Source organism: Cellulosilyticum sp. I15G10I2 (assembly GCF_900095725.1).
GTDB lineage: Bacteria > Bacillota > Clostridia > Lachnospirales > Cellulosilyticaceae > FMMP01.
Genome location: NZ_FMMP01000025.1, coordinates 74,703 through 90,534 on the forward strand (window position 1 = coordinate 74,703; position 15,832 = coordinate 90,534).

Annotated in this window: 19 protein-coding genes and 1 riboswitch; of the genes, 16 read left to right on the top strand and 3 right to left on the bottom strand. The window is 36.3% G+C overall.

Features of this window, described 5'->3' with window-relative positions; translation table 11 throughout:
• Positions 1 to 206 precede the first annotated feature (206 nt).
• The 4 genes from BN3326_RS18770 (at position 207) to BN3326_RS18785 (ending at position 2,962) form a co-directional block, all read left to right on the top strand.
• The gene (locus tag BN3326_RS18770; protein ID WP_070000793.1) at positions 207 to 866 is read left to right on the top strand and encodes a hypothetical protein; all 660 of its coding nucleotides are present in this window, start codon (positions 207 to 209) and stop codon (positions 864 to 866) included.
• An 80-nt stretch (positions 867 to 946) separates the two neighbouring features.
• Entirely contained in the window at positions 947 to 1,603 is a 657-nt protein-coding gene (locus BN3326_RS18775; protein WP_070000794.1) for a single-stranded DNA-binding protein, read from the top strand.
• A 138-nt stretch (positions 1,604 to 1,741) separates the two neighbouring features.
• Positions 1,742 to 2,410, top strand: coding sequence for a M48 family metallopeptidase (locus BN3326_RS18780; protein WP_070000795.1), 669 nt, complete (start codon positions 1,742 to 1,744; stop codon positions 2,408 to 2,410).
• 21 nt (positions 2,411 to 2,431) lie between these two features.
• The gene (locus BN3326_RS18785) at positions 2,432 to 2,962 is read left to right on the top strand and encodes a cob(I)yrinic acid a,c-diamide adenosyltransferase (protein ID WP_070000796.1); all 531 of its coding nucleotides are present in this window, start codon (positions 2,432 to 2,434) and stop codon (positions 2,960 to 2,962) included.
• A gap of 113 nt (positions 2,963 to 3,075) precedes the next feature.
• Here the strand turns inward: BN3326_RS18785 and dapB are convergent, their stop codons facing one another.
• Together dapB and dapA are read right to left on the bottom strand one after the other, a co-directional pair.
• On the bottom strand, positions 3,076 to 3,834 hold the full coding sequence (gene dapB, locus BN3326_RS18790; protein WP_070000797.1) for a 4-hydroxy-tetrahydrodipicolinate reductase: 759 nt from the start codon (positions 3,832 to 3,834) through the stop codon (positions 3,076 to 3,078).
• Positions 3,835 to 3,859: 25 nt separating this feature from the next.
• The gene (gene dapA / locus BN3326_RS18795) at positions 3,860 to 4,744 is read right to left on the bottom strand and encodes a 4-hydroxy-tetrahydrodipicolinate synthase (protein WP_070000798.1); all 885 of its coding nucleotides are present in this window, start codon (positions 4,742 to 4,744) and stop codon (positions 3,860 to 3,862) included.
• A 237-nt stretch (positions 4,745 to 4,981) separates the two neighbouring features.
• Positions 4,982 to 5,166: riboswitch (Lysine riboswitch) on the bottom strand.
• A gap of 176 nt (positions 5,167 to 5,342) precedes the next feature.
• On the opposite strand from dapA, the gene BN3326_RS18800 reads away from it, so the two are divergent.
• Positions 5,343 to 5,561 carry an alpha/beta-type small acid-soluble spore protein gene (locus BN3326_RS18800; protein WP_070000799.1) on the top strand — a complete coding sequence of 73 codons (219 nt, stop codon included), beginning with the start codon at positions 5,343 to 5,345 and terminating at the stop codon, positions 5,559 to 5,561.
• 128 nt (positions 5,562 to 5,689) lie between these two features.
• Here BN3326_RS18800 and BN3326_RS18805 read toward each other — a convergent pair whose 3' ends face one another.
• The gene (locus BN3326_RS18805) at positions 5,690 to 6,961 is read right to left on the bottom strand and encodes a hemolysin family protein (protein ID WP_070000800.1); all 1,272 of its coding nucleotides are present in this window, start codon (positions 6,959 to 6,961) and stop codon (positions 5,690 to 5,692) included.
• 259 nt (positions 6,962 to 7,220) lie between these two features.
• Here BN3326_RS18805 and BN3326_RS22620 point away from each other — a divergent pair, with 259 nt between their 5' ends.
• The 11 genes from BN3326_RS22620 to BN3326_RS18850 form a co-directional block, all read left to right on the top strand.
• The gene (locus tag BN3326_RS22620) at positions 7,221 to 8,354 is read left to right on the top strand and encodes a collagen-like protein (RefSeq protein ID WP_083258954.1); all 1,134 of its coding nucleotides are present in this window, start codon (positions 7,221 to 7,223) and stop codon (positions 8,352 to 8,354) included.
• 1,074 nt (positions 8,355 to 9,428) lie between these two features.
• Positions 9,429 to 10,055 carry an IS607 family transposase gene (locus tag BN3326_RS18820; protein ID WP_070000802.1) on the top strand — a complete coding sequence of 209 codons (627 nt, stop codon included), beginning with the start codon at positions 9,429 to 9,431 and terminating at the stop codon, positions 10,053 to 10,055.
• A complete protein-coding gene (locus BN3326_RS22710) occupies positions 10,033 to 10,386 on the top strand; it encodes a helix-turn-helix domain-containing protein (RefSeq protein ID WP_330389783.1) in 354 nt (117 codons plus the stop codon). The genes BN3326_RS18820 and BN3326_RS22710 overlap by 23 nt, the downstream gene beginning before the upstream one ends.
• Before the next feature lie 98 nt (positions 10,387 to 10,484).
• Complete coding sequence (locus BN3326_RS22715) at positions 10,485 to 10,826, top strand: transposase (RefSeq protein ID WP_330389784.1); 342 nt, start codon at positions 10,485 to 10,487, stop codon at positions 10,824 to 10,826.
• Complete coding sequence (locus BN3326_RS22720) at positions 10,799 to 11,158, top strand: RNA-guided endonuclease InsQ/TnpB family protein (protein ID WP_330389788.1); 360 nt, start codon at positions 10,799 to 10,801, stop codon at positions 11,156 to 11,158. Before BN3326_RS22715 ends, BN3326_RS22720 begins: the two co-directional genes overlap by 28 nt.
• 475 nt (positions 11,159 to 11,633) lie before the next feature.
• Positions 11,634 to 12,398 (top strand): collagen-like protein, encoded by a 765-nt coding sequence (locus BN3326_RS22625; RefSeq protein WP_083258956.1) that lies wholly within the window; start codon positions 11,634 to 11,636, stop codon positions 12,396 to 12,398.
• Between the two features lie 437 nt (positions 12,399 to 12,835).
• A complete protein-coding gene (locus BN3326_RS22630; RefSeq protein ID WP_070000803.1) occupies positions 12,836 to 13,510 on the top strand; it encodes a hypothetical protein in 675 nt (224 codons plus the stop codon).
• A 208-nt stretch (positions 13,511 to 13,718) separates the two neighbouring features.
• Positions 13,719 to 14,042, top strand: a complete 324-nt coding sequence (locus tag BN3326_RS22140; RefSeq protein WP_171903868.1) for a hypothetical protein — start codon at positions 13,719 to 13,721, stop codon at positions 14,040 to 14,042.
• A 265-nt stretch (positions 14,043 to 14,307) separates the two neighbouring features.
• Positions 14,308 to 14,595, top strand: coding sequence for a hypothetical protein (locus BN3326_RS22725; protein WP_330389785.1), 288 nt, complete (start codon positions 14,308 to 14,310; stop codon positions 14,593 to 14,595).
• Positions 14,596 to 14,735: 140 nt separating this feature from the next.
• Positions 14,736 to 14,894: a hypothetical protein gene (locus BN3326_RS22730; protein ID WP_330389786.1), complete on the top strand. Its 159-nt coding sequence runs from the start codon at positions 14,736 to 14,738 to the stop codon at positions 14,892 to 14,894.
• A 740-nt stretch (positions 14,895 to 15,634) separates the two neighbouring features.
• On the top strand, positions 15,635 to 15,832 hold a 198-nt coding region (locus BN3326_RS18850), incomplete at its 3' end, for a hypothetical protein (RefSeq protein WP_330389787.1).

A 15,832-nucleotide genomic window follows, 5' to 3' on the forward strand; every position in this document is an offset into this window, starting at 1 on the left:
GTTTGCAAGAGGCATATACAATATATAGTACAATATATGAAAATAACATCAACATATACTACTTTGTGTGAAAAAAATAAAAAATATTTACTTTTAATTTGAGATTATATTATGTTAAAACATTATATTTTTATTCCCTCAAAACATAAAAAATTAGTTTATAGTAAAAACTACTTGTACACTATCAAAGTTAAAGGAGATCAGCTATGATTACAATTGGAGTAGATAATACACTAGATATGGGAAAAGATACGATTGATTATATTCATGAGATCAGTAAAAGCCAAGGTATTAGAATACATCACATTGCTCCCTCTAAACCTATTATTTACAAAAATAATAGAACACTATCTATAAAAAATTATGTGGAATGTTTAGAAAAAGAAGATAGAATAGAACTGCTCATTATCGAGTTTAAAAAAAATAGCATAGAAAATGATCTTTATAAAAATCTTAGCTTTGATATTATTGTCCTATTTGATCATTTCATGGCCCAGAGACCTTTTATAAATCACAAACTTTATTTTGAGCATAAAATTCTTAAATATTTTAAATGTAAATGCTATCTCATTCCAGATACTTATAATATAAAAAAACAAGGATGTATCACTTATGGGTGGCATAATGATGCAGACATTTCTTTATCTAGTGCAGAAAAAGATCCTGAAGGCGTTACTAAAATACAATGCTGTATACAAACTTGTATGCCCACTCAAAGGGGAACATTTACAATGCCTGTAGAGTTTCCGGTATATGGTAAAACGCGGTATACTGAAGAATTATTAGCAGGGGCAGCTATCTTTATTCTATATGGTTTTGATGCCAGTACATTTGTTATAGAAAATAATGTTTATAACATGGTATAAAGTTGTACCAGTTTGAATAGATATTATATTGACAGATGAAACTGTTAAAGAACAAATAGAGGATAAGGAGAGGGTAGGGAATGGTAGAACACATACTACAAAATAACGAGGTACTGCTTATAGGGAAGGTAGTTAGTGATATTAGATTTAGTCACAAAGTATATGGAGAAGGGTTCTATACTTTTGATTTAGAGGTGCCAAGGTTAAGTGATTCCTATGATATTTTACCAGTTACTATTTCAGAGCGTATCTTACCGACTTTAGGGAATATACAAGGCAAGATATTAGAAACTGTAGGGCAGTTTAGATCTTACAATCAATATGAAGACGGTAAAAACAGGCTTATTTTAACAGTATTTATTCTGGAAGCCAAAGAAGTTTCAGAGCAAGAGTTATTAAAAAATAAAAACTATATTTATCTTAATGGCTATGTGTGCAAAGAACCTGTATATAGAACGACACCTTTTGGTCGGGAAATTACAGATGTTTTGCTTGCCGTTAATCGGTCTTATCATAAATCAGATTACATTCCGTGCATTACATGGGGGAGAAATGCCAGGTTTGCTGAGAATTTAAAAGTAGGAGACCACATAAAAGTATGGGGAAGAATTCAAAGCAGAATTTATCAGAAAAAGCTTGAAACAGGTGAAACAACTACAAAAATAGCTTATGAGATTTCTATTGGAAAGATGGAAGTTGCAGATAATAATAACAAGGAAGAAGAAGCAGCTGAATAACCGCCAAAAGCAGAGCATATCATGCTCTGCTTTTGTGTGGGATGCTAACGAGAATGAAAAGCCCATCTTTAAATAAAAGATATGTTATAATAGAAATAGTTAAATATAAAATAAGCAGGGCAGGGGTTAAAGAAAGATATGTACCAGATTATAAGACAAAAGAGAAAAACTGTAGCGATTGATATAGATAATGACCTAAATATTGTTATAAAAGTACCGCACTATTTAAAAACATCGGAAATTAATAAACTGATTCAAAAACATCAGTCTTGGATTGAAAAGCGTGTTCAAGAAAAGACTCAGCATAAAAAGCAACATGATTGGCGCGTAACGAATCAGATCTTGTATTTAGGAGAATATAGAGAAATTTACAAGATAAAGGAGCCGTGGCTAAGAGGTAGGGTTGTGGTTGATGGAAATCAGTTAATTATTAAGCTTAAAGAGCCAGAGAGCCGTGAGGAAACAGAAAGACTTATTGAACAGTTTTTTAAAGAACAAGCTGATAGTATTTTAACAAATCTTACAGACTACTATGCGGATTTAATTCATGTAAGCTACAACAAAATAACTATTCGTAATCAAAAGACAAGATGGGGAAGCTGCTCATCAAAGGGAAATATTTCTTATAATGTCAAAATACTATGTGCCTTAGAAGAAATGATAGCCTATATTGTTTTACATGAAGTGATGCATTTAAAACATTTTAATCATGGTAAAGCGTTTTGGCAGGAAATCGCAGAAATTATGCCAGATTATAAAGATAAAATGAATTACTTTAAACAATTTGGACAAAACTTTATTATATAATAGAGTAAAGGAGGAAAAACTATGAAAAATGGACTTGTACAAGTTTATTATGGAGATGGAAAAGGTAAAACAACGTCAGCCGTGGGGCTTGGCATTAGAGCGGTAGGCAATAATTATAAAGTGATCATGATACAGTTTTTAAAAAATGATCTTGCGGGAGAATGTAAAATTATTAGAGATTTAGAACCTTACTTTAAAGTATTTCATTTTGAAAAAGAACATGGACTTACATGGACACTTACAGAAGAAGAAAAAGAAGAGCTGAGAAGCGAAACAAAAAATGCTCTGAATTTTGCAATTAAAGTAATGGATACTGCCGAATGCGATGTTTTAATATTAGATGAGATTCTTAATGTTGTAGAGGAAGGGATTATAGCAGAAACAGAACTTTGTGAATTGATTGACCATAAGCCGGATGAAATGGAGCTTGTATTAACTGGGCGTAATCTGACTGAGTGTATTGCAAAGAGAGCAGACTCTATTAGTTGTGTTAAAGCTATAAAGCACCCTGCACAAAAAGATATGCTAGGAAGAGCGGGGATGGAATATTAATTTTGTAGAAGGTACATAGTGTTTAATGACTTATTGCCAAGAACCTTCATACAATGCAAATAATCTTTATATAAAGAAGAAAGAGCAGATCAACAAGTCTGCTCTTTCTTAAATTACGCCTCTAATAAATGTTCCATATTATAAAGACCTGGTGCTTTATGGGCTAAAAATTTTGCTGCTTTAATTGCCCCTACAGCAAAAACTTCTTTGGAGGTTGCTTGATGGGTAAGAGAAATAAATTCATCATTTCCAGCAAATAGTATTTCATGTTCTCCCACTATTGTACCACCTCGAACAGCGTGTATACCTATCTCTTTTTTAGGTCTTTTTTCGCGTACCGTAGAGCGGTCATAGCAAAAACTATAGGTGTTATCTAAAGTTTCGTTAATAGCATCGGCTATGGCCAGCGCAGTACCACTAGGTGCGTCGATTTTTTGATTGTGATGCTTCTCAATAATTTCTATATCAAAAGAACTATCACTTAGTACCTCAGTAGCTCTTTTAGCAAGTGCAATGAGTAAATTAACGCCAAGAGACATATTAGCTGAGAAGAATAGGGGTACTGTAGTGCTTATATCATGTATAAAGGCGATTTCTTCGGCGGATAGGCCTGTAGTACAGACAACGGTTGGTATTTTTTTGTTTTTTGCGTATTCAAGCAAAGGGACTACTGCCTTTGCTGTAGAAAAATCTATAATTACATCCGCCTCAATATTACATTCCTGAATATGACTAAAAACAGGAAAGGCGTTTGGAACTTCTAAATAAGGATCTACTCCAGCTACGATTTGAATACCTTCGTGTTGTGATATGATTCGTGAGATGGTTTGCCCAACTCTGCCATTGCAACCATGCATTAATACTTTTATCATGTGCATCATCCTTTCTGCCCGAGGTTTAAACTAATAGCTTTGCATTAACAAGCGCTTGTTTTAACTGAGCGATATTATTTTCTTCCATACTTGAAAGAGGTAATCTGCATGGGCCTACATTAAAGCCCATAAGGTTAAGTGCCTCTTTAACAGGAATTGGGTTAACTTCACAAAACAAAGCTTCTATTAAAGGAACGAGGTCAAGCTGCAGCTTAAGAGCTTCTTTTGTTTGACCGCCTAAATATAATTTTACAATATCATGGGTTTGCTTTGGTGCAATGTTTGATAATACTGAGATTACACCTTTGCCGCCAAGTGAAAGTATAGGAATGATTTGATCGTCGTTTCCAGAATAAAGAGGAAGATTGTCGCCGCATTTAGCAGCTATTTGAGCAACTTGAGCGATGTTACCTGTTGCTTCCTTAAGGCCTATTACAAAATCATATTTTGAAAGTTCATAAGCAGTATTAGGAGTGATATTTACACCAGTACGACTAGGTACGCTGTATAAGATCATAGGTAGATTAGAAGCCTTTGCAATAGCCGTAAAGTGTTCTATAAGGCCTTTTTGAGTAGCCTTATTGTAATAAGGTGTTACTTGAAGAGAAGCATCTGCACCTAGAGTCTTAGCTCTTTTTGTAAGTTCAATACCATGTCTTGTATCATTACTCCCAGTGCCGGCTACAACGGGCACTCTCCCTTTAACTCTGTCTACTGCCACTTTAATACATTCAAGATGTTCGTCATCAGACATCGTAGATGCCTCGCCAGTTGTACCGCAGATAATGATAGCATCGGTACTGTTTTGAAGTTGAAAATCTATAAGTTCTTCCAATTTACCAAAGTTAATATCTCCATTCTCATAAAACGGTGTAACAATAGCAACGCCTGCTCCTTCAAAAATTGTCATAATATCAATCCTTCCGTTAGAGTTTCATTATAATAACTTACTTAGTCATTTAAACTAAGTTTGCAGTTAGTAGTTATAAGTGTCTATACCATAATATTCATGGCATATAATAAGTGCAACTTGAGTTTAAACGTATTCGATTTTAAAGATTTAATAAAAAATATAAATAAAAAAACCAGCACTTAGAGGCTGGCTACGAAAATCATTATAAGTATCATTCCTATAAGAATGATAAAATGATAAAGTAGCACTCCACTCTTATTTTACAATAAAGAGTGACAGTTGTATAGCTGTTAACGATACAACCAGAAATAAATAATGCAAGTTATTTATCCTTCGGCGATATTTCCTTTCTACATTTATCCTGTTCTCTTGCAAGAATCAAAATGCATACTCATAACTACCGCGCCTCTACATGGATACTATATTAGATTGATTAATATTATATCATTAAAAGATTTAAGTGTCAATATAACATTTTATATTTTTGGTATAAAATTCAAATTATTAAAATTTTTCTAAAAGTGAAGGCCTAGTGTATAAAATATGTTTTATAGATACATACTCTAGTAAATCCCATTTAGAAAAAGGAGAGCATATGAAAACAAATGAATCTAAAAATAAAGAAAAGCTATTTGATGCTTTATCTGAACATGAAAAAATGAAACTAGAAATAGCTGAAGAATTAGGACTTTTGGATCAAGTCCAGCAAGGTGGCTGGAAAAGCTTATCCGCTAAAGAAACCGGAAGAATAGGTGGTCTTATGACCAAGAGAAAAAGAGAGCTTAGCAGTAAAACAGAAGAAAATACAAAATAAAAGCAAGAGGCGTATAGGTTACTATGAAATGGAACCTATACGCCTCTTGCTTTTATTTATTTGTTTTTTTATGAATATAGATTTCACATCTCTATATTTTAGGAACACATACTAACCAAAAGATACTTTTAATTATTTTCTTTTTTTAAAAAGATTCTAAGCTTATTGATACGATTATTAGAAGTTTCTTCTACAATAAAAGTAGTCGTCTGATAGATAACCTGCTCTCCTTCAGTAGGAAATCTATCTAATAGACCGATAATAAACCCTCCGATAGAGTCAAATTCCTGTGAGGTAATGTCTAAACTTAAGTATTCATTGACTTCAGATATTCTGCAAGTAGCATCAACTAAATATTCTCCGTCATCTATTTGGATAATATCATCTTCGGTGATGTCATATTCATCATCGATATCTCCCACTATTTCTTCAATTAAATCTTCCATTGTAACAAGGCCAGAAGTACCGCCATATTCATCAAGGACAATGGCTATACCAATTTTTTGGGCACGCATCTCTTTAAAGAGTTCATCGATACGTTTATATTCATGTACGAAGTAAACTTCTCTTAGGAAAGCGTTTACTTTAAAATGATTAGGATCAAATGATTGGATAATAAGGTCCTTGATATAAAGTATACCAATAATATTATCTTGACTTTCCTCATAAACAGGCATACGAGAAAAGTGTTCCTCTTTATATAAGTTTAATATATCCTCATATGTATCATTTATATTTATTGCAATCATATCCGTACGAGGAATCATCACGTCCTTGGCATAGGAATCACCAAAGTCAAATACATTGTAAATCATTTTCTTTTCTTCATCTTCAAGCACGCCCTCTTCATGGCTTACCGTAACGATGGTGCGTAGTTCATCTGCAGTAATAAAAGGTTTGCTCTCATCTGCATTGCCACCAAATAGCTTAATAATAAAATGAGTAGTACCCATTAAAATTTTAACAATAGGATTCGTTAAAAATACAAGCAGTAAAATAGGTTTTGAAACAAGAATAGCGACTTCATGAGCATGTGCATTTGATAAAGATTTAGGTGTGATCTCACCAAAAACAAGTATGAGTAATGTCATAACACCTGTAGCAATACCAATGCCAAGACCTGAGGCCGTATCTTTAAATAAATCTATTGCGATAACAGTCGCCAAAGAAGAAGCTGCGATATTAACGAGGTTATTGCCTACTAGTATAGCGCCAAGCATTTTATTAGGATCTTCAAGCAGTCTGCTTAATAACTTGGCGCCTTTGATATCTTGTTCTACCATATGGCGCACATCGATTTTACTAATAGACATAAGAGCCGTTTCAGATGCTGAAAAGAAAGCAGAGAAGCCAAGTAAAATAATTAAAATAGTAATTTGTATGAGTAATTGAGTAGTCAAGTTAAAATCACTCTCCTAATGTATTCAAATAGAATTAGTATTAGTATAGCAATAACATGTATTATAGTATGTGCTATTTATAAAGATTAAACACATATTAAAACATATAATATAAAAAGACATTTTATAAATTGATGTAAAATGACAATATTTCATATTATCTGACTGATACATATTCTATATACACATATATTATATATACACATATTATATATAGTAGAAATAATGCTAAAAATAGCCTAAGGAGGGAAATTAAAGGATGAGAGATAACGATGCATACTGGGGCAGAGCAGATAAGACCTACTATGTTCCTCGGCATGAAGACGAATATAACGATTGTTGGGATGATAGGTATTGTTGTGATAATTGTTGCGACAATAATTGTTATCATGATGAATGTATCTGTTGCATAGGCCCAAGAGGTCCAAAAGGAGCAACAGGATTTACAGGCCCCACAGGTCCCACAGGGTTTACGGGACCAACAGGATTTACAGGCCCCACAGGTTCCACAGGGTTTACGGGACCAGCAGGATTTACAGGCCCCACAGGTCCGACGGGGAGTACTGGCCCAGCAGGTACACCAGGAGGGCCAACAGGAGACACCGGGCCGACAGGGCCACAAGGATTAATAGGAACAACAGGAGCAACGGGAGCAACGGGAGCCACAGGGCCACAAGGATTAATAGGAGCAACCGGCGCAACAGGAGGCACAGGGCCAACAGGACCACAAGGATTAATAGGAGCAACGGGAGACACAGGGCCAACAGGACCACAAGGATTAATAGGAGCAACGGGAGACACAGGGCCAACAGGACCACAAGGATTAATAGGAGCAACGGGAGACACAGGCCCAACAGGATTCACAGGTCCAACGGGAGATACAGGCGCAATAGGATTCACAGGTCCAACGGGAGACACAGGTCCGACAGGAGACACAGGCGCAACAGGACCCACAGGTCCAGAAGGCGGCGTACTAGCTTTTGCAGATTTCTATGCATTGATGCCTCCTGATAACGCAGCAACAGTTGCTCCAGGTACAGATGTAAGCTTTCCGCAAGATGGACCTATTAGCGGGGCGGCTATTGCCCGTCTTACGGCTAGTACATTTAACTTAGCTGAAATTGGCACTTATCAAGTCTTGTTTCAGGTGAGTGTGACCGAAGCAGGTCAACTGATTTTAACGCTTGATGGCGCTGATCTAGCTTATACTGTAGTGGGGAGAGCAACGGGTACTTCGCAAATTGTAGGAATGGCGCTTGTAACTACTACGTCCGTCAGTTCGGTACTAACTGTAAGAAATCCTGCTGGAAATGCAGCGGCACTTACCATTACACCTCTCGCTGGAGGCACAAGGCCTGTTTCGGCACACCTTGTTATTATGCAAATCGCATAGAGAGAAATAGAAGAAATCTAAATATAGCACTGCGGGCGTTATGCTCGTGGGGCTATTTGCTTAACACATAGATGGCATCAGAACCTTAAAGTCTGTCTATAAAGTGAAGAACATATAGGAGCAGTGAAATCTATATACAATAATCATAAGAATTTACAGGAAGTAGATGGGAAGAAAAATATTTCTAATAGGATGCTGCATTCTGATAAAAAGAGAGGGACACTACAGTTAAAATACATTTATAAAAGCATATAAAACACTGATTAGATTATATAGTTAGGGGGTATATTAAACTTGAGGGTGCGCCAGTTCGGCGTGTAAGACATAGTTAGGTGAAGGTCCTAACTCGGTAAAGTCTAACCAATAGCCGGTACTTAGTCTTGGAGCCGAAGTGGTGACATTAGGTTTAAGCGTAGACAAAGGAGCTTGAGTGTCGAAATGTGAAAGCGTGAAGTGATTCAGCCTCGTTATTATAAAAATGCAACAGCCGATACAGTCCTCAATGTAGCAGGCAGAAAGAAATGACCGCAATGATGAGGTCGTGGAGATGTTGACGGGGTCAATAGAGCTTGGCGAGCAAGAAAGATGTATTACATGTACCTGGGAGATCTCATAGTTGGAAACTACCGCGTCCATATACGAACGAGCAAGAGGAAACTAAAGCTTAAGAAGCAAAGTGCAAAGAAATGGCTTGTAGAGAGAATGCATAAGCCGATATGGCAGACACTTGAAACTCTAAAGCTAATACTAAACGGGCACGTCAATTACTATGGTGTTAATGGAAATTTCAGGTCAATACAGAATTTCTTTAGCTATGTAAGTTATACCTTCTATAGAGTGCTGAGAAGACGCGGGAAGAAGAACCCAATAAAGTTTAAGGACTTCATAAGAATATGGGATGCAGTAGGTTTTAAGCCACCCAGAGTGTGTGAATACTTGGTATTAATTTGAAGTTATATATGAACAGCCGTATGCGGGAAAACCGCACGTACGGTTCTATGAGGGGCTTAACAAGACCCTACTCTCATAAATGAGAGGAGGGAGTCGAGTTTGAGTCTACTCGACTTTTTTCATATGAAATATTATGCAATAGGAGCGTTTGCAAAATTAATCGGAGTAACGCAGCAAACGCTAAGAAATTGGGACAAAGTAGGAAAGCTAAAACCCAGTCATACAGGTAAAAGCGGTTACAGGTATTATTCTCAGCAACAGCTTCAATGTTATTTGGGGTTTAAAGGCGAAACAGTAGTTAAAAGAAAAGTTATCGGCTATTGCAGAGTATCAAGTAATAATCAAAAAGATGAGCTTGAAAGACAAGTAGAAAATGTAAAAACTTACATGATAGCGATAGGGTATTCTTTTGAGGTTGTCACAGATATAGGAAGTGGTATTAATTATAATAAAAAGGGATTAAACGAGTTGATTGATAAGGTAATTGCTTCAGAGGTTGAAAAAATAGTTGTTTTGTACAAAGATAGATTGTTAAGGTTTGGATACGAATTAATAGAAAACCTATGTCACAAATATGGCACAACTATTGACATTATTGACAATACTGAGAAAACTGAAGAACAAGAACTAGCCCATGATTTAATTCAAATTATAACAGTGTACGGTTATAAACTACAAGGGAAAAGAGCTAATAAAGCTAATAAAATGATCAAGGAGTTACTAGAAGATGATAATAGCTCTGAAGGATAGACTTGAACCCAATAATAAGCAAATGTCAAAGTTGTTTCAAAGTTCAGGTGCAGCAAGATGGGCGTATAACTGGACGCTGAGGAGACAGGAAGAAAACTATAAAAAGGGTAGCATTTTTATTAAAGATGGAGATTTAAGAAAAGAATTAACCCTTTTAAAAAAGACAGATGAATTAAAATGGCTTAATGATTATAGCAATAATATAATCATTAAGCCATTAAAGATGCTTGTGATGCTTATTATAAATTTTTCAAGAAGCTGTCAGATAGGCCGAAATTTAAGAGCAGAAAGAAAAGTCTACCTGAATTCTATCAAGACACAGAGAAAATAAAATTTAAAGAGGGTAAGGTAAGGCTTGAAAAGATAGGCTGGCTGAGGCTTTCAGAAAAAGATAGGATACCCGAAGACGTAAAATATACTAATCCAAGAGTGAAGTTTGACGGATTACATTGGTATGTATCGGTAGATATTGAGGCTAAGCAAGAAGAGGTCAACCAGGCAGGTGAAAGCATAGGTATTGATATAGGTATAAAAGATTTAGCAATATGCTCAAATAGTGATAAACCCTACAAAAGTATTAATAAGAGTAAAAGAATCAGAAGACTAGAAAAGAAACTGTGTAGATTAGAGCATAAAGTATCGAATAAATATGAAAAGAATAAGGAAGGGAGGAGTTACGTTAAAACAAGCAATATTAAAAACTGGAAAAAAGAATTAGAAAGCTGCACAAACGTCTTGATTATATCAGAACCGATTACAGGCATAAAGTAACTACCGAGATTGTGAAAATCAAGCCATCAAGGATAGTTATGGAAAGCCTGAGTGTTAAGGGAATGATGAAAAACAAGCATTTATCAAAATCTATAGCGCATCAAGGGTTTTTTGAGTTCAAAACGATGCTTCACTATAAGAGCATTAAATATGGGATTGAATTTGTAGAAGCAGATAAGTGGGATCCCTCATCAAAAACTTGTTCAGCGTGTGGCTATATGAAAACTAAACTCTCACTATCTGAAAGAGGATTTAGATGTGAAGGTTGCGGAGCTGTTATAGATAGGGATAAAAATGCAAGTATTAATTTATCAAGATATAAAGTATCATAAAGCACATAAACGATTTATGATATTTGTGTACCGTAAGTTACACGGGAATTTAAGCCTCTGGATCATTACATCAAACGATATTAGGTTTACCAAGATCGGATGCGTTGAATGAGGAAGTAAACGTAAGCTTTTATAATGATGTTATAGAGTTTTATAAGTTTCACGTAACGGTCATAGATAAGATTGGGATGCTTAATTATACACGATGTAATAATATATCGGAAAGTTCAGAAAATAATAAATAAAAATGACTCTTAGAATTGTTACCCCAAATAGCACTAGATTACCGTGCTATTTGGGGTAACAGTTATTTTTTAGGATTAAATAAAGAAACCAAAAATAGAGATATATCTACAATATAAGATTATTTGCTTGGTACATATTATTTAGAGACGCATATTATAGTAGTAAAGCAAAAGATATAGCATTATTTGTAAGAATCTATATCTATCATAGATTAGGAGGCGATTTTAATATGGAAAGTAATGAATATTGGAACAGACCAGATAGTTGGGGCAGACAAGATAGCAAATATTGTGGCGGTGGACATGGATCTAATCATTACAATAATGGATACTATGATAATTGTAATCATGATAATTGTCATTATGATGAATGTTATTATGATAGTTGCTGCTATTATATAGGACCAACAGGAGATACGGGACCAACGGGGCCAACAGGACAAACAGGATCAACAGGATCAACAGGACCAACGGGAGCAACAGGCCCAACGGGTCTACAAGGATTAATAGGGCCAACTGGGGATACAGGACCAACGGGAGCAACAGGCCCAACGGGCCCAACGGGAGATACCGGACCTGCAGTTCAATTAAGCGGTATTCAAGCTCAATTAAGTGCTTCTCCTTTAGGGATAGTTGATGATGGAGACAATGTTATTTTTGATACAGTAACAAATGATCAAAGTGCAAATATAACTTATAGTTTGATTACAGGAGTATTTACAATTAGCGCAACAGGCAATTACTATGTAAATTGGTGGGTTGCTGCAGATGGTGCCGGCGTAGCCACAACTGTAAGCTTTGGTATATCGGTAGATGGCGGCCCAGGAATACTAGGATCATCACCAATAGTTGCAGGGCAGGTAACAGGCAGTGCATTAGTAACAGTAGCAGCAGTTCCAGCAACTATTGAACTTGTAAATAATACTGGAGCGACAGTGGGGTACGGAAATACACCTGTTCAAGCTAATATAGTTATTACTGAAGTAACACCATAAGATAAAAAATAGGGAGTAAATTTAAAGAACCCAAAATACTCGTTTTAAATATCAGTAATATACTAAAGATAAAATATAGTAAGTTTGCTAGTAGACTCTATATTAATAGCGGGAAGCGTACTTTAGATGGAGTATTAATTTTAATGAAGCTGGAAGGTATGTTCTAGATTGGTGGGTAGCGACTCAAGCAGCTCTAGGCACAAATGGGTTTGATTATAGGTGGAGATATTGAAGTAGTATTTAATTTATTTGCAGATTAGATTATATATCGATAAAGGTGTATGAGCTAGTCTTTTTTTGGTACATTCATTTGCATAAAAACATAAGATAAAGCAATAAGATATTCGATTATAGTAAGCTACATAACCTACAAATATTTGAAGAGAATATTGGGTTTTGTAATAACTGTTTTATGTATAATGACAAGGGGGATTAGAATGAGTAATATAGCTTTGCAAGTAGAACGTCTGGCTGCTGGAACCGTGGTATCGGGAGGAAATGTTATATTCGATACAACTGTGTATTCGGCAGGAAATATTAGCTATAATGCGTTAACTGGAGTAATAACTTTTAATGAAGCTGGAAGGTATGTTCTAGATTGGTGGGTAGCAACTCAATCAGTTCAGGGCGCAACGGGGGTTGTTTTTGCAATTAATTCTTCACAAGGGGATGTTTTAGAGGGAAACTCCCCCATAAAAACAGGAGAAGTTGTAGGAGTAAGTATTATTGATGTAGCTGCAGCCCCAGTTACAGCTACATTAAGTTATATAGGAGCAGGAACTGTTTTTTTTCCCACAACACTACCTGTTAAAGCAACATTAGTAGTCATACAAGATGATATTGTCCCAGGGGAAACCGGCCCAACAGGACCAACAGGAGGTACCGGTCCAACGGGAGACACCGGAGACACAGGCCCAACGGGAGGTACCGGAGATACAGGTCCAACAGGAGACACAGGAGATACAGGAGATACAGGCCCAACGGGAGACACAGGAGACACGGACCTACTGGAGAAACTGGCCCAACAGGGGATACCGGCCCAACAGGAGACACGGGACCAACGGGTGACACAGGTCCAACAGGCCCAACAGGAGATACAGACCAACGGGTGACACAGGTCCAACAGGCCCAACAGGAGATACAGGGCCAACAGGAGATACAGGCCCAACGGGAGATACAGGGCCAACAGGAGATACAGGCCCAACGGGAGACACAGGGCCAACAGGAGGAGTAACTGAATTAAGAGGCATTCAAACACAACTTGATAATTCATCGGCCGGAATAATTCCTGACACAGATACTGTGATTTTTAATAATATATTGAATAATCAAAGCCCTAATATATCATATAATGTCGGAACAGGGGAGTTTACCATAAGTGCGGAAGGTAATTACTATGTATCATGGTGGGTTGCAATAGATGGTACAAGTGGACCTGCTACAGTAAGGTTTGATTTAGATCTAGATGGAGTTGGTATAACAGGAGTGACTGCTGTTCCAACTGGTCAAATATCAGGAATTGCATTAATAACAGTAGGTGTTACGCCAGCAATTGTGCAACTTATAAATACGACTGGAGGAGACGTTGCTTTGGTTACAGGAATCCCACAGGCTAGTATTGTTATAAGTGAAATAACACTTTAAGCTAAGATATCTATTATAATAGGAGGGAGATAATGAGCAATGTAGCCTTATTAATTTAACATTTTTCAAATGGTAATGTGAGTGCAGGAGCAAATGTAATCTTTGATGCAGTCATTTATTCAGCTGGAACTATTAGTTATAATACTTTAATAAGAGTAAAACTTTTAATGAGGCAGGAAGATATGTTATTAATTAGTGGGTAGCAACTCAAGCGGCTACAACTACAAATGGAGTAGTATTTGCTTTATCGTCCTCTCAGGGAGATTTGCTAGAAGGTAGTGCACCAATTAGAACAGGGGAAGTTGTAGGGGGAGGGATTATTGATGTAGTAGCAGCCCCTATTGCAGTGTCGTTGGTCAAGGCTAGTACTGGTAATATTGTTTGTTCTAGTATAGTACCAATAAAGGCGACGCTTGTAGTGATACAGGATGATATAGGAGGACCAACAGGAGCAGGTGAGATTAGACCATTTGCTTCAGGTCTTCCAGTAGCGATAACTACCATTGACGGAGGGCTTGTAGGAACACTGATGTTTATAGGTTTGGGTTCTTAAGGGGTAAGCCTTACTGACTTGGAGCAACCATAGATCTTACAGGAGGCCCAGGTTTATTAACTAACTTAGCTTTTTTAGTTCAGCGTGATGGAACGATAACTTCAATAGCTGCATACTTTAGTACAACGGTAGCATTAGCGTTGATTGGATCAATAATAACTATTACAGCACAATTATTTGAATCTACTATACCCAATAACATATTTGCACCAATAGCAGAAACGGCAGTAATTTTAGCACCTGCTCTTACAGGTGTAGTTGTCCTAGGAGCTATAAGAAATGGTATCCTTCTGGATTAGCAATACCTGTTACAGAGGATACACGTTTGCTATTAGTGTTTTCTGAAACCGCAGCTGGTTTGTCACGGGTTAATGCTGTTGCTGGATATGCAAGTGCGGGTATCACAATAGAGTAATTTAGCTTGGAAATTTTTACCTAAATGATAAAAGCTAACTTGTATACTATTAAAAGTATACAAGTTAGCCTTTTTTGAAAGGACACATTTTGTATATGAAAATACAAAGTAGGAGGAATGTTTATCAAGGGCTGTAATACCATTTAGTACTGTTTTTATACTGCATATTTTAATTATAACGTAGGGGGATTAGGATGAGTGATATAACCTTGCAAGTATAGCGTTTAGCTGCTGGTAGTATAGCAACAGGAGGAAATGTTATTTTTGATGCCATAGTTTACACGCCAGATAATATTAGCGATAATTCGTTAACTGGAGTAGTAACTTTTAATGAAGCTGGAAGGTATGCTCTAGATTGGTGGGTAGCGACTCAAGCAGCTCTAATCACAAATGGGTTTGATTGTAGATGGAAATATTGAAGTAGTATTTAATTTATTTGCAGATTAGATTATATATCGATAAAGGTGTATGGGTTAATCTTTTTTTGGTACATTCTTTTGCATAAAAACATAAGATAAAGCAATAAGATATTCGATTATAGTAAGCTGCATAACCTATAAATATTTGAGGAGAATATTGGGTTTTGTAATAACTGTTTTATGTATAATGACAAGGGGGATTAGAATGAGTAATATAGCTTTGCAAGTAGAACGTCTGGCTGCTGGAACCGTGGTATCGGGAGGAAATGTTATATTCGATACAACTGTGTATTCGGCAGGAAATATTAGCTATAATGCGTTAACTGGAGTAATAACTTTTAATGAAGCTGGAAGGTATGTTCTAGATTGGTGGGTAGCAACTCAATCAGTTCAGACCTCAAAA